The 19,274-nt window shown below is 50.0% G+C and carries 17 protein-coding genes; 9 read left to right on the forward strand and 8 right to left on the reverse strand.

Translation table 11 applies throughout. The features are described from left to right. Window positions 1–26: 26 nt before the first annotated feature. The 3 genes from GS601_RS03455 to GS601_RS03465 form a co-directional block, all read right to left on the reverse strand. Window positions 27–461: a clan AA aspartic protease gene (locus tag GS601_RS03455; RefSeq protein WP_162421872.1), complete on the reverse strand. Its 435-nt coding sequence runs from the start codon at window positions 459–461 to the stop codon at window positions 27–29. A 36-nt stretch (window positions 462–497) separates the two neighbouring features. Continuing rightward, window positions 498–1,934 (reverse strand): Fe-S cluster assembly protein SufB, encoded by a 1,437-nt coding sequence (gene sufB, locus GS601_RS03460; protein ID WP_162421873.1) that lies wholly within the window; start codon window positions 1,932–1,934, stop codon window positions 498–500. A gap of 68 nt (window positions 1,935–2,002) precedes the next feature. Beyond that, a complete protein-coding gene (locus GS601_RS03465) occupies window positions 2,003–2,365 on the reverse strand; it encodes a ferredoxin-thioredoxin reductase catalytic domain-containing protein (protein ID WP_162421874.1) in 363 nt (120 codons plus the stop codon). Between the two features lie 250 nt (window positions 2,366–2,615). Here GS601_RS03465 and sufR point away from each other — a divergent pair, with 250 nt between their 5' ends. Both sufR and GS601_RS03475 read left to right on the forward strand, forming a co-directional pair. Beyond that, on the forward strand, window positions 2,616–3,260 hold the full coding sequence (gene sufR, locus GS601_RS03470) for an iron-sulfur cluster biosynthesis transcriptional regulator SufR (RefSeq protein ID WP_162421875.1): 645 nt from the start codon (window positions 2,616–2,618) through the stop codon (window positions 3,258–3,260). Window positions 3,261–3,266: 6 nt separating this feature from the next. Next, complete coding sequence (locus GS601_RS03475) at window positions 3,267–3,638, forward strand: hypothetical protein (RefSeq protein ID WP_162421876.1); 372 nt, start codon at window positions 3,267–3,269, stop codon at window positions 3,636–3,638. Window positions 3,639–3,766: 128 nt separating this feature from the next. Here GS601_RS03475 and GS601_RS03480 read toward each other — a convergent pair whose 3' ends face one another. Further along, the gene (locus GS601_RS03480; protein WP_162421877.1) at window positions 3,767–6,592 is read right to left on the reverse strand and encodes a cation-translocating P-type ATPase; all 2,826 of its coding nucleotides are present in this window, start codon (window positions 6,590–6,592) and stop codon (window positions 3,767–3,769) included. A 365-nt stretch (window positions 6,593–6,957) separates the two neighbouring features. On the opposite strand from GS601_RS03480, the gene GS601_RS03485 reads away from it, so the two are divergent. Next, complete coding sequence (locus tag GS601_RS03485; RefSeq protein ID WP_162421878.1) at window positions 6,958–8,055, forward strand: AAA family ATPase; 1,098 nt, start codon at window positions 6,958–6,960, stop codon at window positions 8,053–8,055. A 142-nt stretch (window positions 8,056–8,197) separates the two neighbouring features. On the opposite strand, the gene GS601_RS03490 is transcribed toward GS601_RS03485, so the two are convergent. Next, the gene (locus GS601_RS03490) at window positions 8,198–9,064 is read right to left on the reverse strand and encodes a lipid kinase (protein ID WP_162421879.1); all 867 of its coding nucleotides are present in this window, start codon (window positions 9,062–9,064) and stop codon (window positions 8,198–8,200) included. 206 nt (window positions 9,065–9,270) lie between these two features. Here GS601_RS03490 and GS601_RS03495 point away from each other — a divergent pair, with 206 nt between their 5' ends. The 4 genes from GS601_RS03495 (at window position 9,271) to GS601_RS03505 (ending at window position 13,003) form a co-directional block, all read left to right on the forward strand. Further along, entirely contained in the window at window positions 9,271–10,926 is a 1,656-nt protein-coding gene (locus GS601_RS03495; RefSeq protein WP_162421880.1) for a transglutaminase-like domain-containing protein, read from the forward strand. A 352-nt stretch (window positions 10,927–11,278) separates the two neighbouring features. After that, complete coding sequence (locus tag GS601_RS03500) at window positions 11,279–11,524, forward strand: hypothetical protein (RefSeq protein WP_162421881.1); 246 nt, start codon at window positions 11,279–11,281, stop codon at window positions 11,522–11,524. 4 nt (window positions 11,525–11,528) lie between these two features. Next, entirely contained in the window at window positions 11,529–11,729 is a 201-nt protein-coding gene (locus tag GS601_RS23070; protein ID WP_238393028.1) for a hypothetical protein, read from the forward strand. Between the two features lie 137 nt (window positions 11,730–11,866). Beyond that, window positions 11,867–13,003 carry a glycosyltransferase gene (locus tag GS601_RS03505; protein ID WP_162421882.1) on the forward strand — a complete coding sequence of 379 codons (1,137 nt, stop codon included), beginning with the start codon at window positions 11,867–11,869 and terminating at the stop codon, window positions 13,001–13,003. Between the two features lie 135 nt (window positions 13,004–13,138). Here GS601_RS03505 and GS601_RS03510 read toward each other — a convergent pair whose 3' ends face one another. From GS601_RS03510 to hetZ, 3 genes are all read right to left on the reverse strand, one after another. Next, window positions 13,139–15,433: a transglutaminase TgpA family protein gene (locus GS601_RS03510; RefSeq protein WP_238393029.1), complete on the reverse strand. Its 2,295-nt coding sequence runs from the start codon at window positions 15,431–15,433 to the stop codon at window positions 13,139–13,141. Between the two features lie 103 nt (window positions 15,434–15,536). Continuing rightward, window positions 15,537–16,553 carry a hypothetical protein gene (locus GS601_RS03515; RefSeq protein WP_238393031.1) on the reverse strand — a complete coding sequence of 339 codons (1,017 nt, stop codon included), beginning with the start codon at window positions 16,551–16,553 and terminating at the stop codon, window positions 15,537–15,539. Next, window positions 16,546–17,688, reverse strand: a complete 1,143-nt coding sequence (gene hetZ, locus GS601_RS03520; RefSeq protein ID WP_338016953.1) for a heterocyst differentiation protein HetZ — start codon at window positions 17,686–17,688, stop codon at window positions 16,546–16,548. Before hetZ ends, GS601_RS03515 begins: the two co-directional genes overlap by 8 nt. A 138-nt stretch (window positions 17,689–17,826) precedes the next feature. On the opposite strand from hetZ, the gene GS601_RS03525 reads away from it, so the two are divergent. Together GS601_RS03525 and GS601_RS03530 are read left to right on the forward strand one after the other, a co-directional pair. Further along, entirely contained in the window at window positions 17,827–18,309 is a 483-nt protein-coding gene (locus GS601_RS03525; protein ID WP_162421884.1) for a hypothetical protein, read from the forward strand. Window positions 18,310–18,910: 601 nt separating this feature from the next. Further along, window positions 18,911–19,195, forward strand: coding sequence for a DUF1830 domain-containing protein (locus GS601_RS03530; RefSeq protein WP_162421885.1), 285 nt, complete (start codon window positions 18,911–18,913; stop codon window positions 19,193–19,195). The last annotated feature ends 79 nt before the right edge of the window (window positions 19,196–19,274 follow it).

Raw genomic sequence — 19,274 nt, forward strand, 5'->3', positions numbered from 1 at the left:
CAACCTCGCTACCTGCTGAGCCATCGTTACATCAACATCATCCTTGCAATGTCTGGGCTTTCAGGATTGACGATCAGCCGCTCACGCTTGGGATCGATCAAGACATCCATGCCTTCCATTGGAATTGCGCCCAGCAACACCTGTTTCGATTCGGGAGTAACAATCGCTTCGACCAACGTTCTCCGGTTTTGAAACCGCACTTCAATAGGTCCCACAACGTCTAACTTCACGCTAGATCCATCTGCTAATTCCGCTTCAATGTCTCTAACTTTTTGCAGGTCTAGCTGTCTTCGCACAAACTCAGGAATCGCCAGCATGGTGGCTCCACTATCTACCATTGCTCTAATCGTGCAGCGATGAACCTGATCGGGTGGCAGATACCCTCTGCGAACCAGTGCTAAGTCATCGCTTGCAAGTAACTCAATCTCTGCGAATACCAATCCCATGCTTGCCGATTCCATCTGTTCCCCTCCCATTGAAGCAGGAATCATACACCCCTAACCAACGCTGCCTTCTAGCTTGAGGCTCAGCAGACGATCTGCCTCAACCGCAAACTCCATCGGCAACTGGTTGAACACATCCTTGCAGAAGCCGCTAATCATCATCGAGATGGCGTCTTCTTGAGAAATGCCACGCTGAGCAAAGTAAAATAGCTGATCTTCACCAATCTTGGAAGTTGAAGCTTCGTGCTCGACTTTGCCTGCGTTATTTTGCACTTGAATGTAAGGAAAAGTATTGGCTTGAGCATTATCGCCAATCAGCATTGAGTCACACTGCGAGTAATTGCGCGCACCTGCTGCCTTGGGATTCATTTTCACCAAGCCACGATAGCTATTTTTTGAATTTCCCGCCGAAATCCCTTTAGAAATAATCGTGCTGCGCGTATTTTTGCCCACATGAATCATCTTGGTTCCCGTGTCGGCTTGCTGATAATGGTTGGTCAGCGCTACAGAGTAAAATTCGCCTACTGAATTATCGCCAATCAACACACAACTGGGATACTTCCAAGTAATAGCCGACCCCGTTTCTACCTGCGTCCAGGAAATTTTCGAGTTGACGCCTTGGCACAAGCCCCGCTTGGTCACAAAATTGTAGATGCCGCCTTTGCCGTTCTCGTCTCCGGCATACCAGTTTTGCACCGTCGAGTATTTAATATCTGCGTTGTCAAGTGCCACCAACTCAACAACGGCTGCATGAAGCTGATTTGTGTCATACATCGGAGCGGTACACCCTTCGAGATAGCTGACTTGGCTGCCTTCTTCTGCGACAATCAGTGTCCGCTCAAACTGCCCTGAATCGCCATTATTGATGCGGAAGTAGGTAGACAATTCCATCGGGCAGGCAACACCTTTCGGGATAAACACAAATGAGCCATCACTAAACACTGCGGCATTGAGGGCTGCAAAGAAATTATCGCCCACCGGGACGACGCTTCCTAAATACGTCTTGACGAGTTCAGGATGCTCTTTTACGGCTTCCGAGATCGAGCAGAAGATGACGCCTTTTTCTGCCAACTTTTCCTTAAACGTGGTTGCAACAGAAACGCTGTCAAAAATGGCATCGACGGCAACGTTCGTCAAGCGCTTTTGCTCAGATAGGGAAATGCCCAATTTCTCAAAGGTTTCTAGAAGCTCTGGATCGACTTCTTCAAGGCTTTTCTTCTTCTCTTTTACCTTGGGTGCAGAGTAGTAGATGATGTCTTGATAATTGATCGGGGGATAGCCGACCATTGCCCAGTTTGGCTCTTCCATTTTGAGCCACTGACGGTAGGCCTTGAGCCGAAACTCTAGCATCCATTCTGGCTCTTCTTTTTTGGCAGAGATCAGACGGACGGTATCTTCACTTAGCCCACGAGGGAGGGTATCGGACTCAATATCGGTAATGAATCCGTACTTGTAGGGCTGGTTGACGAGGGTTTGAACGGTTGCACTCATGGTGATGAAGTTGTGTTCTCGGGTCTATGGAGGTCTATCGAGCAAAAGGGAGTTAGCTGCGATCGCGATTAGCTGTGGTTTGTAAAGCCGCGAATATCATCAAAGGAAATATCTTGCTGTTCGCCTGCAAAATCGTTATCTGGCGTTAAAAACAGCATACAGTGGCATTCTTTGCGCTCCCGCATCGGCACGCAGGGGCAGTTCCAGTAGGCGGCTGCCGCCTCCGCTTCCTTGTCTTCGTAGTGGCGACAGGGGCAAAGCGGAGCGCCAAGATCATCTTTATGCTTGGCAAGTCCCTCGATTACAACAGCAGTAACGCCTGGGTCAACACAAAAATAAGTGTCTGTCCGCTTGGCGTAGGTTTCGGCAAATTGCCGGAGCACTTCGAGACTTTTATCTGATGCTTGCGTGGTTTTATCTTGAGTATTCATAAGCCAAAACGACAGTACATCCGATAGATCTTATAATTAAAGCAACCCAGTTGTTGCTCAACTTCTATTGTAGGATACTTTAACAACTTCTATGTTGTCAAAGGGAGGGGTCAACGTTTTTCTCCTTGCCATTTGAGAGGGCGAAAAGAGAGGGCAAAAAAGCTGTGTTTGACTCTGCGTCGCCTATACGGTTTATCGATCGCATCCCCACTATTGCCAAGAGTTCGCCAGCATGAGTGAAAAAACAAGAATGACTACAACTCAGCAGCAATCGACAAAACAAGATATCCTGCACCATCTTTTGAAACAGGGTCAGGCAACAGCGCAGGAATTATCAGAGCAGTTGCAGGTGACTCCACAAGCGATTCGGCGGCACTTGAAAGATTTGGAGAGCGAAGGATTGATTTTGCATCAGACGGTGCAGGCGGGGATGGGGCGTCCTAATTTTGTCTACGAGTTGAGCCGTGAGGGACGATCGCAGTTTCCCGATCGCTACGATGACTTTGCGGTGTCTCTGCTCGATACGTTGGCAGAGACGGTGAGCAAAGATCAGATGAAAACGATTTTGCGGAAGCAGTGGGAGCGTAAAGCCGTAGAGTATCGCGATCGCGTCGGCAATGGCTCGTTCGCAGAACGGGTGGCAAAGCTAGTTGAACTCAGAAAACAAGAGGGCTACATGGCAGAGTGCCATCGGGTAGAATCTGAAGAGACGACGGCAAAATATATTTTGACTGAGTATAATTGCGCGATTTCTCACATTGCAGAATCGTTTCCCAGCGTGTGCGGTCACGAGCTAGAAATGTTTGAGCTAGCGCTACAAGGATGCACCGTTGAGCGGACTCATTGGCTGGTAGATGGTGAGCATCGCTGTGGCTATTTAATTCAATCAACGTAAGATCTTATGCCCTCCCCGACTGAATTTTTAACACCGGAAGAATCGGCAGAAGTGGACAAAGCGCTCTTGACCTCGAAAGATAAGTTTGCGGCAAGAGTGGCGATCTACTCGCTGCGATCGCTCAAAAAAATCTCCCACGCTTCGGGAAATGCGATCGCAGATCTCAACCCTGACCAGATCGAAGATTGGATCTACCAAGACGAAAGTTTGCAGGGCGCAATTGATGACGAGTTCAAACGATTTTTTACGCAGCTTGTTATTTCGTCGAACAAGCCGCTCACGTTAGCCGCCCTAGATGCAGAGACTAAAATTGAGCATCTCACCGTTCCGCAGGTGGTGTCTTGGTTTGAGAAAGGGGCAAAAGCGCGCTTAAATTAGCGACTAGTAGATTGTCAACGTTAAGTCGAGGGGTGAATGAGTGGAGGGGTAGATGAGTGGAGGAGGCGATGGGCTGGATTACTGAGCGACCCATCCACCCATCGCCTCTCTACCCCATTCACTGAATTTTACGGCTTGCGATTTCGGAAATAGAGACGGAAGAACAGCTTTTCGCCCTCGATCCACACAAACATCAGGAGACTGACCCCGAAGCAAATCATCAGTTCTGTGAAACTCAGCACATGAGTCCCAAAGAAGTTACGCAATGGGGCAACGTAAATCAGCATCAGTTGCAGTACTGTGGTCAAAATCACCGACCCCCAAACGTAGGGATTGCTAAATGGGTTGAGTTCGATCGTCAGGCGAGTATTTGAGCGAATTGCGATCGCATGTCCCATCTGCGCCAAACATAATGTGGTAAACACCATCGTTTTCCAACGCTCAGGATTGCCGCCCTGCTGAGCATAATCGTAAGACCATGCCATCAGTGAAATCGTTAAAAGGGCGAGAACAATCCCGATTCGCACAATATAAAGACCCAAACCCCGGGAAAAAATGCTCTCCCCCGGATGATTGGGTGGGCGATTCATCACATTGGCTTCGGCAGGCTCAACGGCTAACGCAAGGGCAGGTAAGCCATCGGTAACCAGGTTCATCCAGAGAATTTGCAACGGCGTTAGCGGCACCCCCCCCGCCGCCACCACGATCGGAGAGGCGGCGATCGTCAGAAGCTCTCCAACGTTCGATCCCAAAATGTACTTAATAAATCGGCGAATATTTGTGTAAACGACTCGTCCTTCTTCGGTTGCCGCCACGATGGTGCTGAAGTTGTCATCCAACAACACCATGTCGCTAGCTTCCTTGCTCACATCCGTGCCAGTGATGCCCATGGCAATCCCGATGTCTGCTTGTTTAAGTGCCGGGGCATCGTTCACACCGTCGCCCGTCATCGCCACAATTTTGCCCCGGTCTTGCAACGCTTTGACAATTTGCAGCTTATGTTCTGGCGCAACCCGAGCATAAACGCTCACATGATCGACGTGTTCTTCAAGTTCTTGCAAACTCATCCGCTCAAGTTCACGCCCGGTGAGAACCTCATCATCCGGCTTGGCAATGCCTAAATTTTGCGCGATCGCTTGAGCCGTCAACTGGTGATCTCCGGTGATCATCACCGGGCGAATCCCCGCTTTTCGGCACCGCTCTACCGCATCGCGAACCTCTGGACGAGGCGCATCCAACATATCCACCAAGCCCAGCCACACCAATTCGGTTTCCGTCGCTTCATCGCTACCTTCCGCCGGAAGGTCTGGCAAGGGTTTGTAGGCAAAGCCCAACACCCGCAGACCGCTCGCCGCTAGGCTGTTGTTGCGATCTAAAATCTGTTGACGTTGGCTTGGCGTGATCGATTCCACGCGATCGCGGATTTGAATTTGGCTGCACCGCTCTAGCACCAGTTCTGGCGAACCTTTGGTCAACATCAAATAAGGGGTGGCTAGAAAATCAGTTTCAGCCTGAAGCAGCCCAGCAGCATCTTCAACGATCACGCTCATGCGTTTGCGCTCAGAGGAAAACGGAAACTCCGCAACACGCGGCAGTTTACTGCTCCACTGATCCCGCTCAAAGCCGGCTTTTGCCGCCACCACCAGCAGTGCCCCCTCTGTCGGGTCGCCTAAAATGCCCCACTGTCCATCGTCATGTTGCAAAATTGAATCGTTACACACGGTACAGGCTAAGAGCAAGGCTCCCAATTCTGGATGCTCCGTGGGTGCAAGTTTAGTGTTTCCTGATAAAAATTCCCCTTCGGGGCTATAGCCATGCCCGCTCACGGTAGGGCTGAGACTAATGGTGTGTAGCGATTGCACCACCATTTTATTTTGGGTTAGCGTTCCGGTTTTATCCGAACAAATCGTAGTGACAGATCCCAACGTCTCCACCGCAGGCAGCTTACGAATCAAGGCTTGACGACGCACCATACGCTGAGTGCCCAGCGCCAAGGTAACGGTGATGACAGCAGGCAACCCTTCAGGTACGATCGCAACTGCCATACTGAGAGAGGTTTCTAGCAAGCTTTGAAATCGACCCAAATCGCGGGAGGCGATCAGCCCGCCAATCACAACGATCGCCACCAAAATCAGCGCTCCGGCAACCAGCACCTTGCTGAGTTGATCCATGCGCTGCTGAAGCGGCGTTGGTTCTGACTCAACGGCTTGCAGCATCTGGGCGATCTTACCGATTTCGGTTCGCATCCCGGTGCCTGTCACTAACACTGTCCCTCGCCCCTGAATCACCTCTGTTCCTTGGTAGACCAGATTGATCCGATCGCCCAGAGACGTTTCTTCAGGCAGATGGAGGTTTGCATTTTTGGTAACGGCGTGAGCTTCCCCAGTTAGCGCCGATTCGCGAATCTGCAAGTTCACCGCTTCTACCAAGCGACCATCTGCCGACACCTGCACCCCTGCTTCGAGCAACATCACATCGCCCGGAACCAGATCTTGAGAATCGACTTCGAGGGTTTTGCCGTCTCGCACAACGCGCACCCTGGGAGCCGCCAACTGTTTGAGGGCCGCCAAGGCCTTTTCGGCGCGGCTTTCTTGGAGATAGCCCAAAATGCCGTTGAGAATGACGATCGCCAGAATAGCGATCGTATCTTTAAACGGAATTTCCCCCGGTTCAAGTGCTCCACTTCGCCAATCTAAAAAGCTCAGCACGCCGGAGATCAGCGCTACCGCGATCAGCATGATGAGCATGATGTTCTTAAACTGATCGAGGATGATCTCAAACGAGCTACGTCCGCCCGTTTCTTCCAATTCGTTGAGACCATATTTTGTTTGGCGATCGCTAACTTGCGACTGGGATAACCCAGCACGCGGATCGCTCTGAAGTAGCTCTAGCGATCGCGGCGCTTCTAGGGTATGCCAAGCGGTATCTAGCTTTGGTTGAGCGTGTGCAGACATAGAACAGGGTAAAGGGGAATGAGATGTACAGTACTTAATGATAGTGCTTAAATATGGGAATGCAGCACTAAAACATAGTGCGATTTCTGATTTAGGCTGTAAGCTTTAAAGATTCCACCTTTGGATTTTAGAGAGCTAATGGTTGGATCAAGGTTTACAGAAAAACGGTTCGCAGGGTTACCTAAGATGTCTACGTGTCTTCAAAGCGCGAGAAGGCACTTTGGTGCATGTGCTTCCCATCTTGGGTCTCCCACCAATAACGCCTACAAATAACGCCTACAAATTAAAGGGTGAGGGCGGTTTGGGCGAATCGGAGTCAGGATTGATCCGCCTAGTGAATTTCTTAAAAAACGCTGCTTTTTGACATGGTTGGGAATCCATTTATATCAAAACAGTTGATTGGTCGTCAGTCTGAGTTGTCTCAAGTCAGTCAAATTTTAGTGCAAGATGGCGACTTGCTGTTGGCAGGCGTTCCAGGAATTGGGCGGCGGACTTTGATCCGGGCGGCAGCGGCGCAGTGCAAAGCCAGGGTGATCGAAATTGACTGTCTCCGCGCTACCGATTATGGGCGATTTTTGCAGCTTTTAGCCGAAGCCCTATTAGCCACGTTTGATCAAGACAATGCAGTTGCATTTATCCAGCAGTGGAGTCAAGACCAGCCCTTTACGCTAAAGCCATCCACAACCGGGCAGTTGACCGTTGTTTGGCACATTTCACCCAGCAAAGAATGGTCATTGTTTGAAGCGCTGCTGAGGTTGCCGCAAGCCTTGGCAGAATGGCTTGATTGCCGCGTTGTGCTGGTATTTCAAAACTTTCCTCACATTCGATCGTGGGATCGGGGCAGCAAGTGGGAGCAGTATTTGCGCCAAGAGATTCAGCGCCAAACTCGTGTGAGTTATGCCCTGATTGCAACAGTGGCAGAACGGTGGACAAAGGATGCAGACCTAAAAGTGATTGCGTTAGCCCCGTTGCCCGATCGCGACTTACGCGCTTGGATTGTGGAAGCAATGGCGTTAAAAGATCTCATGTTTGATCTAGAGACTCCGGCGCTGGAGTTATTTTTGGGCTATGTTCAAGGGCATTTTGGTGATGCGATCGCGCTTGCCCGTCGCCTCTGGGTCGATCTGCTCCATAGCTCCCATCCTGCCCTCCAGTCCAAAATTCAGCCGCACCAGGTATACCGAAGTGCGATCGCGCTGGTAGAAGATCTTTCAGTAACCTTTGAATCGCTAATTTTGCTACTGCCCAGTAGCCAAGTTCGGGTGCTCGAAAGCTTGGCGCTCGACCCGACTGACAGCCCCCACGCCCGCGAATATATCCAAAAACATAATCTGTCTCGCGGCGGTGGGCTGCAAGGGGCATTGGCGAGTTTAGAGCAAAAAGGGTTAGTTTATGGGGCAGAGCAGGGATATCGGATTGCCTTGCCCCTGCTGGCGTTTTGGCTGAAATATCGGCTGGGGTAACGAGCCACGCGGTCTGAGGACGAGTGGATATCCCTGCTCTAAAAAAACGCGATGAGAACCGCAAGTTGCTTCGTTGCACTCCTACCCGCAACCCGGCGATAAACCGTTTTTCATCGAACTCCCGTTCAAAAATAGACACCACCTAAGGCACAAACACCGTCAACGCTTGCGGAATCAGCCGGAAATGAGCCGGTGTATACGTTGTAATTTCCCCATCGGTATTGATGGCGCGAGGCTTGCGCGTGTAAACGAAAAAATCTTCTCCTTGCCAAGTTTGCACCCAGCGCGACTGATGCTGGCTGCCCTGGCGCATGGCAGGTAAAAGCAGCAGCATTTGCCACCAATGTTCGATTTCTAAACTGTACAGATCGAGCCGCTGATCATCGATCGCCGCATCTTCTGCCACTGCCATGCCGCCGCCATAATAGCGACCATTTCCCACCGCAATCTGCGCCGTTTTCACCGTTTCAGATCGATCGCCCATGCGAATTTCTGCGGTAAAGCGTCGCGTCTCGATCAAAACCTGTAGCGCAGTCGCGGCATAGGCAAAAACGCCCCACTGTTTTTTGGCTCGTTTTGTCAGCTTGCGCGTAATTTGAACACTCAGCCCCAAACTTGCCACATTGAAAAAATAGTGCTCATTTACCCAGCCCACATCGATCGTGTTGCGCTTTCCGGCAGCAATGATGGTACACGCTTCGGCGAGGGTCTCTGGAATGCCCAAGGTGCGAGCCAGATCATTGGCTGTGCCAAGGGGGAGAATGCCAAGCGGCAATTTTGTGTCTACCAACCCAGCGATCGCAGCATTGAGGGTGCCATCGCCGCCACCGATGATGACCAGATCCACCCGATCGCGATACTCTCGAATCACCTCAGACAACCGCTTTGGGTCATCGGTCGATTCTTCTAGTAGCTCAATATCGAGGGATCGAAGTTGCGCGATCGCGTCATCCAACACCTCTTTTCCCCGGCGAGCATGACGATTGACTAAAAATAATGCGATTACCATAAAACAACCAGAAGAGCAAGGATAACGGTTTGCAAGGATTAATCCCCCATGGCTTAATTCCTAGTCTATATTCTGCCGTATCGCTCTTTTCAATACATTCTCCGTGAGATAGTTTTCACTATCATAAGAAAGATCAAATTTTGGGTTGGACTCTGATGCTTGACCTGGTATCTCAACAAGGCATCTCAACAAGGCAGAACAACGACATGACTAGCTCGACGGTTCGCACAGCCAAACCTCCTCGAACGCTTCGACCCTTTGGAGTGTATGCTCTGCACGGCTTGGCTACCTGGCAGGACAAACTGATCGCTCTAGATTACGTCCGAGGCTATCTTCTGCAAATCGACCCCCTCAATGACAATACGATCGTTCTTAACCCCCACCATGTAGAACGGTTTGAAAGCGCCACGGGTCTAGCCGTTTGGGAGCAAACTATCTGGTTTACAAAAGAAAATAGCGTTTATTACTGCGATACTGAAACGTTTTTGCCTCGGCTTTTTGTGACGCTGCCTTATGCGGCAGATGGGGTCGGCGTTTGGAATTCTACAGTTTACGTCACATGCCAAAAGTTGGGTTATGTTTTGGTTTACGAACGTAATACGAGTCGGAAAATTACTCAATTTGCCTTACCGGGGGTAGGAGAGGCAAACCTCACCATTCGGGATGAAGAACTGTGGCTGTGCGATCGCATCGAACAGACGGTCTATTGCCTCGATCGGGCGACCGGAGAATTGCAGTTCAGCGTGCTGACGCCGTTTGATAACCCCACAGGGCTAACATTTGCTACAGATCCAGCATCACAGCAGTCTACGCTTTATGTTGCCTATGCTGGCGAAGAGGCGTACATCCGCGACAACCCCAACGAAGATCCCAGCCACGAACTGACCTTTCGCGATCGCACCTTCATTCATCCTCTCTCTGTTCACTACAACAAACAAGAGCGGTATGCCCTCTCAAACGGATATTTGATCGAAATGTCTTATCTGGAGGAGTTGCTGCCTCTAGATGCCGTGGATTTAGAAGATTTAGAGTGGCGAATTGCGCTGCCTGCCGAAACTGATCGCCAGAAAGTTTGCCAGGTAGACGCGATCGGGCTGCCTTTTACCGAAGAACTCAAAGACGGGCAACGGGTCGCGGTATTTAAGTTTGCCTCGCTCAAAGCCAATGAGCGCCATATCTTTGGCTGGAAAGCCGTGCTAGAAGTGCGAGGCATTAAATATCAACTCAATTTCGACGATACCTACCGGGCACCCGAACTGTCGCCAGAGTTTCAAGCGCGTTACTTGGTCGATGATGATGAGTTGGCGATGGATAAGCCCGTGATTCAACAAGCGGCGCGAGATGCGATCGGCACAGAGACCAACGTATTACGAAAAATTTTGAAAATCCGCAACTTTGTCTACGATCGCTTGTCTTACGGCATCAAGCCTCACATCGATACGCCAGATGTGGTGTTGGAACGGGGCATCGGTTCGTGCGGCGAGTATGTGGGGCTGCTTCTAGCGTTAGCCCGGTTAAACGGCATTGCCTGCCGAACGGTGGGGCGCTACAAATGTCCGCCGTTTGCTGAGCGGCAAAACGTTCCGCTAGAGCCAGATTTTAACCATGTGTGGCTAGAGTTTTACGTTCCGGGCTTTGGCTGGCTGCCAATGGAGTCGAACCCGGATGACATTGTAGAAGGCGGTCCTTATCCAACCCGCTTTTTTATGGGCTTGCCGTGGTATCACGCGGAAATTGGCAAAGGCATCACGTTTGAATCGCTGCGGAGCAAAGGCATTCCGCTGAGCGATTTGTTAGATATTTCCGTCGGAGATCTGGCGATTAATCATATCCGCTTTACCATTTTGGGAGAATTGGAGTGAGCCTGGATCTGAGTTAAAGATCGGTAGTACTAAAGAGGAAAGGGTGAGAGAGTAAAACTGCTGTCATGCTAATTCTGTTCGTCCCAGGTCTACTGCTCTGCCTATTTGTCCCAGTTGTCAATCTAAATCCGTGATGAGAAATGGTCGAATTCGGCATTAGAAGCAAAACTACAAATGTCGAGACTGTGGGCGGCAATTTGTCGAAGACCCGCAGCGGCAGATGATTAGAAAGGAAACCAAAGGCATCATTAATGATCCGAAATCAGGGCAGTCAGTTGCGCTGTATCGCTGGTGGATTGAGAGGGAACCTTAGAAGTGCGATCGTAATCTTTAAACAATTGAGGCACATTAAATGAAACGGTATCCGCTTATCCTGCAAGCGTTGTCTGATTTTTGTGATGAGTATCAACTGACTCAAGCAACGAGAGAAACTTATGCTAGCGATGCAAATCGAATTCTTGAATCTGTCGTTTCAGGTTTGACCGAAGAAGAGATTCTTGCGCTCATGAGCCAGCGAGGATTTGAGGTCGAGAAGTCCTCTTACCCCAGCCTGATCAGAATTCTCAAGGAATTGATTCAGCAACGCCCTAGATCATAAATCTATGTCTGCTAATAGTGTGAGCAGTACAGTTAGCTTTGATTTCAATCCAGATCACCTTGATCCTGATGTAGGAACCGGCAGCATCGTCCCAATCAGTGGTGAGCTAACCTTTAACATTCAGATTTCAACAAGCAAACTCCTCGATATCCTGACCTCTTTATCTTTAGGTAAAGATCTTCGGCTTTTTGAAGCAGTCGAATAACGGTCAAGGTTGGGCAACAGGGGGTCAGCGATCGCGGCTTTTTTCTGACGGTGCTAAATGCAAGTAGAATCTGAGAATTGATACATTTGATTCAGCACCACCTGCCGTCTGAGCCTGCCCCTGGTCGCATTTGTAATATGTTAGTTATTCAGATTGTTTTAAGTGTTTTAATTTTCGGATCAATTGCGTTTTACCTGGCGTGTGCTTGGTTTACTTATCAGTTCTTCTCAAGCATTACCCCCAGCGTTTCTGAAACCGATGAACCTGTTTCGATCCTGGTTCCAATTTGCGGGTTAGATGAAGGCGCATTAGAAAATTGGACGTCGCTCTGTGAGCAAGATTATCCCAGTTACGAAGTGTTGTTTGGTGTGGTAGATACGACCGATCCAGCCATTCCAACACTACGTAAGTTAGAAAAGACTTACCCAGACCGCGTTCGCGTGATGATCGATTTGCCTCCCCGTGGCATCAATCATAAAGATAGTACCTTGAGTTATTTGTTAGAAAAGGCACAGTTTGAAACGCTGATTTTTGCAGATAGTGACATTTGTGTGACCGCGCAATATATTCGCACCGTGACTGCCCCCCTGTCGCAGGTAGATGTGGTTACATGTGCCTACATTGCCCACAATCCAAAGTTTTTAGGAGCAGCATTGGCATCCCTGGGGCGGTGCTGCGATTTCATCCCCAGCGCCTTCATTGCACGAGCCATGGATGGTGGGCTAAAGTTTGCCATTGGAGTAACGATCGCCACCCGCAAACCGACCCTCGAAGGATTTGGTGGACTGCAACTCAACCGCATCGGCTCTGACTACAACTTGGGCAAACGTGCCGCCCAAGCTGGCTATCAAGTAGAACTTTCCGAGCTAGTGCTAGAGTCAGATACAGGGCGCGAAACAATTGGGCAACTTGTTGAGCGAGAACTGCGGTGGGCCAGAACGATTCGCTTTAATCGCGGTCTGATCTACTACACGATGATGTTTTGCTATGGCACTGTGTTGTGTTTGCCGTTGTTACTGATCTCTGGGTTTGCACCGTGGGCGATCGCCCTCACTGGCCTAACGTTAGGAATTCGCTATGGTCAGGCTGCGATCGCGGTGCTGATGATGAATAGCCCCCTCTTGCTGCGGTGGTTTTGGGCGTTGCCACTGCGAGATGGATTAAGTTTTGCAATCTGGGCGATGGGGGCCTTTGGCAGGCAAGTGCAATGGCGCGGACGGCGGCTAACCATTGCAGGAGACGGTCTCATTCAGCCGTTAGACACCTCGGTTTAACCTGAGTTTGACAGAGTTGCTTCGCTGCGATCGCCGATCTGGAAAGCCCCCTACATCCCCCAAAATTGGCAGGGCTAAAGCCGCGAATAACAAAGCAGATAATCTATATCGAACTCACCTCAGTTTAATGCGCCATTATTTCGTCTGGGCTGATTTTTGCATGACTCGTAAGCGCTGCTGAAGGGGTTGCACAGGCGGTGTTTGCCCACCATAGCGCCACCTTACATAAGCGTTGGAAATCTCCTGAATCGTCTGAGCGCGTTCTTGGCAATGCAAGCCGTGAGACTGCTTAGCATACTCTAGAGGCGTTTGGGCAGGATGCTTGCGAAACCCCTGGACGGCTTGCCAACTCAGCATCTCTTGATACAAGCTCTCCATCGGAGGCAATGTCTTTAGCCAGCGACGGTAGCGCCACTTGTGCCAACCTTGCCACGCTAGCCAGCCCAAAAAGCCGAAACCTGTTGCGATCCCCAAGCCTGCAAAGAGTCCAGCCCAGCCTTGGGAAAAGAGACCGATGAGCCATGCGATTGGCTTTGCCACGATCCACTGGATCGCGCCTAAAATTGCCGCCCTGATCCACGCTAGCCCACCGGCGATCGGGGGAGGCAGCCATCCCGCTACCCATTTCCAAAATTGCTGCAAGACCGAGAAGGTCTGATCCTCCTCGATCGACGGCGGAATTAACTCGTGTCCGGGAATCGGATCGATCGCAAACCACCCAAACTTCGGAATGTTAATTTCCGTCATGGCGTAGGCGTCAGTATTGCGAACTTCATACAATCCGGTGAATGGATTAAATCGTCCGGGGGCAAATCCTGTGACTAGTCGGCAGGGAATGCCGATCGATCGCAGCATCACGGTTAGCGTTGTCGAAAAGTGATCAGGGTATCCACCTTTGAACTTTGTCAAGAAGGCTTCGGCTAAGTCTTCATCTTTCTCTAGGGGGGGGATGTCTGGCTGAAGCGTGTATTGCTGTTTTAAATATTGTCCGAGATAGAGCGATTTTTCGTAGGTGGAGACCAGCGGCTGAGGAGCGGTTGCCAAGATTTCTTCCGTGCGTTGCCGAACCTTTGATACAATCTGCGGTGGGAGTTGTAAATAAAGACTCTGTTTTGGCGGCTTTAAATGGGTTGAGCCTTTCTGGAGAAGGGTGCGATCGCGATACGGCACTTCTGAAATAACAGAATAGGTCAGCCCTTGGCTAAGCGGGACAGGCGATCGCAGCCCACCTTCCGGATCAAGCGCGACTTCAGACGTTGGGAAATACAGTTCTTTGGGCTGCGCCAACGCGGGGATCAAATTTGGCAACTCAGACACGATCGTGTACGTTTGCACAATATTTTTTGTTTTGTTGAGCGTGATGCCGTGGGGCACATAAAATTGATATAGCCACGCCGGACGTTTCAGCGTCTGGGTTTCAGCATTGCGCGACACTTCCCACCCCTGCCCCGTGTACCGATCAAACGCCATCACCCGCCAAAAGCCTTCCGCCTGCGATCGCACCCGCATCACCATCTGTGGCTTGAGGCTGCCGCGCCCATTTTGGCTAATCTTGTCGCCAAACCCAGCGTAAAACTGCTCATCAAACTGATCGGATTTTTCCTTCCCCCCCTGCCCCCCAACGCCCTCGCCTTGCCCTCTACCCTGACGAATATATCCCGGATTAGTCACTTGCTGATTGTCAAACTTCTCGGCCAACTGAATCTGAGCGCTCACCGGCAGCGATCGCAGTTGATACCCCGAAAAGCGCGGCATTCCGACAAAGATCACCAGTCCCAGCACCACCGTCACCAAAAATAATTTAGATAAAGCCGGAATATTTAGCGCTCTCAGGGTCGCTCGCTCTAGGTTTGCCGTACTTAGCCCCAACCGCGATCGATAATCTAGCATCAGCACTGGCAGCGCGATCGCTAAAAATACCAGCAGCATTACCCCAAATATCAAGGTTTGGCTGAGCGTACTCGCCACGCCTATCAGCACCAAACCAATAATCATTGAATACCCCAAATCTTTGCGACGAGGCAGATCAAAGCTGTGCAACACTTGAATCTGAATCAGAAACTCAGCCAAGAGCAGCCGCGTGTCATTGAGTTGCCCATTGCTCAGCAAGCGGGAGAAAAAGATTGCCAGCACTCCCAGCATCGCGATCGCCAGGGCAAACTTCGTCAGAACGTTGCGCCTGCGGCGACCATGCCAACTCCACGTCGCCCCAGCCATACTCAGGGGAATTGCCCAAACAAAAAGGTGGGTCTCTGCCGCAACATCCGTTGCCAAGATTCCCACACTTACGAGGCTTTGCGTCAGCACCCGGAACAACACAGAGTCTTCCGATTCAGACACAGACAAAGATTTTAAGCGCGATTGCACATGCTGCCGCCAGTTGTAATTCATCAAAGTAGAAAGCAGGGAATGGGGAAAGTCAAGGTTCATAGTACCCCGTTGGTCTTAGAGGCAACCTAGAATGCACAGCCTCCTAATCCGCCATCGTTTCCCACATCCCGCCGATCTCCTTGGGGTCAAGCGTTGACCTGGCTTATCCCTCGCTCACCGGATGAATAGCAAACACCAACAGATCCTGTTCACCCAACCGCACTTCTAAGGGATAGGTGCGATCGGGGACAAAATCTCGAATTTCTAAGCTCAAGCCCCCAGCGGTGTCGCGGTCTGCCAGCGACCGAAACTCTTCACCCTGAAACTGAAGACTGCCACCACACGGAAGCTCTGCATCCACTCGCAGCCGCACCGTCCCCCCACCAAAGTGATAGTGCGATCGCAGCGAAAAGGCTCCGAGTTCAGTCAGCCATTCTCGCTCTAGCTGAGGGTGCTTGGGCGACACCGTGAGGGTCAGCGTATTCATAATGTCCCGCGCTGCCAGCAGAGACAACGCCATCTGCTGGGTCTCGATCGCCGCTTCATACTGATCGGGAAACTCAATCCCCGCTTTGGCGGCGAGCGCTTGTAAACTTGCCATCGAAGAGCGAGCCGGGGAAACCATAACGTATCCCGCAACATCGTTGAGCAGTTGCGCCTGTCCTGGGAACAGCGTATCAACGGCTTTCACGAGCTTTGCCCCTTCTCGGAGCGATGATGTGACGATTGCCTGACACCGAGTTAGCAATTCGGTTAGAACGTGCTCTGGCATTGGCACAGGTAACTGTAAATCGCGCAGTTGTGTCATCCACACTGAAGTCGCTGCAAACACAGGGCGAGGTGCTCTCTCCCCGACAGCCTCAGCATCATAATCCGTAATTTCTTTCTCCCATGGAAAAAGAGGCGGTTTACGCTGAGCCTCAACTTGAAAACGACGTTTCAGCAGCGCATGAAAACGATCTTGCACAGCAGGTATCTCTCCCGGTTTAAGTAAAAAGTCCTCTTGAAAGAGGCTGGGTGGAGCCTCGATAGACTCCCTCACCGCATCACGGCTCGAAACTTCTGCAACAGAGTCAGACTGAGGAGATTGCCCCGCTAGCCCAAGGGTTTGCAGCAGATTTAAAAGGATTTGCTTTTTAGTTTCAAACTCGCGATCCATTTGTGATAACACCCTATTCATCAAGAGATTCACTTCCTCCGGAATCTTGGGTATTACGAATTTCCCAAGCTTGTTCCAGAAGCTTAAACCATTGTTTCTGAACCTGATTTGGCGTGCAGCCGATCTGATGGGCGATCGCGCTTTCAGAGGTCTGCTGCTGCTTCAAGCTCAAAAGCTCTACCTGCTGGGGCGTCAGCCGATCATGCAGACTTTGCCACTGCCGGTGAGATAACCCCAAGTTCCGTTCTAAGTCTACCTCTAACCACTGGTGAACCAACTCCCAATGGTGAGAGAAAGAAAACCGGATGAGATGGTACTTAAATCGTTGTTGTAAGTAATCCCGTTGGCGGGGCGTGAGTCCCAAAATCTCTTCGATTTCGTTAGCGGGTAAGTCTTGGAGCCGCAGCGTAAAGTAATCAATGCAGTCGTGCTGTTTGCGGTCTTCCAAATAGGCGATCAGTTCTTTCACCACTGTCTGCCGTAGAGTATCTTCTGCCAATTCAGGTTCTTGGGCAACCATCTGCTCCCGAACTTGCTGCATCGAGGCGACACTCCAAGCGCTGTCTGAGTCAGACATCGACCCCTCAGCTGCCTGCTCAAAATCTACGAGAGATTCGGTCGGCTGCTGCTGAGAAAACGTTTGCGATCGCAAGATAATCAACTGCTGATTGCGATGCCCCGGTAGCGGGATGCGCCGCTTGCCATAGCGCTCTGTAAACGCCATATATTCTGCCAACTCCAGCACCGACTGCGGACTATAGGTTGGCGGTAGCTGCGATTCCCGCCGGAAGGCATTGAGCGCTTCCATATAGAAACTTTGCAGAAAATCCTCAATCAAAGTCAGTCGGGCTTGATAGCTCGATTGGCTTTGAGACGGCGTAATGTAGCGATAGACCACAGCACTTAAATTGCTATGAAGTTCTACCCGCCCTCGCCGAGAACCAAGTTTATAGTAGTGCAAACATTGCTGAAGCCGATGCCGTGCCAGAGTTGTTGCCCACGTCTGGACTTCGCCCGACGCTTGAATGCGCTTACTCTCCGAACAAATGCGGACTACCTCTTGAGCTAACCGATCTGCAACTTCACGACAATTTGGCTCGGATGCTTTGGTTGCCTGTTGCAGTTCGTTAACTAGAAGCTGAAAGATTGAGTCCACGCTCTGGCAGATTTCCCCCACGATATCTAATGTCTTGCAAATCAATGGAATCGCTCTCATTACTAGCAGGAACATTTTTGCAATCTGTCGATCACAATGGTGGTAGAAGAAATCCCTGATTATTCACTGGATGCTGGAATGAACTTAGACCAACAACTTCAAGACTTGATTGATCATGCACCTCAAGACGGCTCAACCCCTCAGATTATGGAGCGGGTAGCGCCGGTCATTAAAACTATGGCTGAACGGTTAAGGCATCCGCAGTATTACGTGGTGCAGACGCTTGATCAAAGCTGGGTGATGCTGACCCTGGCTAATCGTACCCAAAGCGATCGCGAGAAAAACGTAATTTACGCGTTCCCAACGCTCCAGGATGTAGCATCAAGTCCTTACAATGTCTCCGATCCAAGCCTGATTGCGTTGCCCGTTCCAGTGACCCACATTTTGTTTCAGATGTTAGCGATGACGCAAAGCGACAGCACTATCTTTTTTGAAACGCCAGGAGATGTGACCATTGGTACGGAAATTCAACGAGCAGAGATGGAGCAACTCATTCAAGAAGGTTGGCAAAATCAGGCAGATGCAGACCCTCAATACAATATTCCAAGTGATATTGCTTAGGGGGTTTTAAGGGTTGAATTAAACGTAAACTTCATCAAACAAGGGCTGCAAATTTTGAATATTTGCCCTGCAAAACGAGTGGTGAGCTTGATTTGCAGTCCTAACTTGGAAGAGATAAAGCGATGTGTAAAGTCAACCGTTAAATCACGAATCTTCTTGATTGTACCTGCTCTTTTCTTAGTAAAAGTTCCGGGCGAAAATCCAAACGGAATCATTAAACTTCAAGCTACTGATTTCATAGAATCTTTATATATTCAGTCCTGGATTTGCGCCGAAGTTTGGTAAAAGCAGAGCAAAATTGCAATAATCCTGCGCCCAAACCTGATAAAAACGGCGAACAAAACTGCATATCTGCTCCTAAAAAATTTATCTTTTATTTCATAACTTTAGAATCATCAAGGGTTCTGTTTGAGGCATTGTTCGTAATTCCTCACATTAGCTTGTGTCAGATTTTAGACCATCACAATGCCTTTTGACTTTAAGCCCAGATTCTGATCCCAAGTACGTACTCTGATGTTAGATAGGCACATTCCTACGTGCTGAAAGCTAATGTTAAGATTAATAAGATTTTCTAAGTTTCAATTAGTAAACAATAGAAAAAATGACTGAGTTTTTACCTACGGCTAATCTCAGCCTGATTTTATGCTGCTACGCCAACTTAACACCGCAAATGCAAATTATTCGGATTGCAAATAGTCCAGATTTCTATTTAGAACGAGTGGCATTTCCGGGAGAAAAGCTTTTGTTTAGAGCACCCTTTGATGCCCAGTTAGAAGTTCATACAGGGATGTTTGTGAGTTCTATTTTGTCAGATACGATCGCGTGTCAGACCTTAAAAGTGAAGCAGCCCGATGCTCTCGGCGCGATCGCTGATCGCCTTGATTAGGGTTTTGCGTCTCTGTCATACCATTTTGGCACCTAGGACGAGATCACTCGCTGTTACAATAATTCAGGCAGGTTCTTCT

Origin of the sequence: Myxacorys almedinensis A, from assembly GCF_010091945.1 — a bacterium.
Lineage (GTDB): Bacteria > Cyanobacteriota > Cyanobacteriia > Leptolyngbyales > Leptolyngbyaceae > Myxacorys > Myxacorys almedinensis.

What these genes read in the sequence shown, in the direction of transcription:
- sufB (WP_162421873.1), bottom strand. Translation starts at nt 1,934, where the DNA reads ATGAGTGCAACCGTTCAAACCCTCGTCAACCAGCCCTACAAGTACGGA.
- GS601_RS03500 (WP_162421881.1), top strand. Translation starts at nt 11,279, where the DNA reads ATGAAACGGTATCCGCTTATCCTGCAAGCGTTGTCTGATTTTTGTGAT.
- GS601_RS23070 (WP_238393028.1), top strand. Translation starts at nt 11,529, where the DNA reads ATGTCTGCTAATAGTGTGAGCAGTACAGTTAGCTTTGATTTCAATCCA.
- GS601_RS03530 (WP_162421885.1), top strand. Translation starts at nt 18,911, where the DNA reads ATGACTGAGTTTTTACCTACGGCTAATCTCAGCCTGATTTTATGCTGC.
- GS601_RS03485 (WP_162421878.1), top strand. Translation starts at nt 6,958, where the DNA reads ATGGTTGGGAATCCATTTATATCAAAACAGTTGATTGGTCGTCAGTCT.
- GS601_RS03525 (WP_162421884.1), top strand. Translation starts at nt 17,827, where the DNA reads ATGAACTTAGACCAACAACTTCAAGACTTGATTGATCATGCACCTCAA.
- GS601_RS03515 (WP_238393031.1), bottom strand. Translation starts at nt 16,553, where the DNA reads ATGAATAGGGTGTTATCACAAATGGATCGCGAGTTTGAAACTAAAAAG.
- GS601_RS03495 (WP_162421880.1), top strand. Translation starts at nt 9,271, where the DNA reads ATGACTAGCTCGACGGTTCGCACAGCCAAACCTCCTCGAACGCTTCGA.
- GS601_RS03510 (WP_238393029.1), bottom strand. Translation starts at nt 15,433, where the DNA reads ATGAACCTTGACTTTCCCCATTCCCTGCTTTCTACTTTGATGAATTAC.
- GS601_RS03475 (WP_162421876.1), top strand. Translation starts at nt 3,267, where the DNA reads ATGCCCTCCCCGACTGAATTTTTAACACCGGAAGAATCGGCAGAAGTG.
- GS601_RS03455 (WP_162421872.1), bottom strand. Translation starts at nt 461, where the DNA reads ATGGAATCGGCAAGCATGGGATTGGTATTCGCAGAGATTGAGTTACTT.
- GS601_RS03490 (WP_162421879.1), bottom strand. Translation starts at nt 9,064, where the DNA reads ATGGTAATCGCATTATTTTTAGTCAATCGTCATGCTCGCCGGGGAAAA.
- GS601_RS03505 (WP_162421882.1), top strand. Translation starts at nt 11,867, where the DNA reads ATGTTAGTTATTCAGATTGTTTTAAGTGTTTTAATTTTCGGATCAATT.
- GS601_RS03480 (WP_162421877.1), bottom strand. Translation starts at nt 6,592, where the DNA reads ATGTCTGCACACGCTCAACCAAAGCTAGATACCGCTTGGCATACCCTA.
- GS601_RS03465 (WP_162421874.1), bottom strand. Translation starts at nt 2,365, where the DNA reads ATGAATACTCAAGATAAAACCACGCAAGCATCAGATAAAAGTCTCGAA.
- sufR (WP_162421875.1), top strand. Translation starts at nt 2,616, where the DNA reads ATGACTACAACTCAGCAGCAATCGACAAAACAAGATATCCTGCACCAT.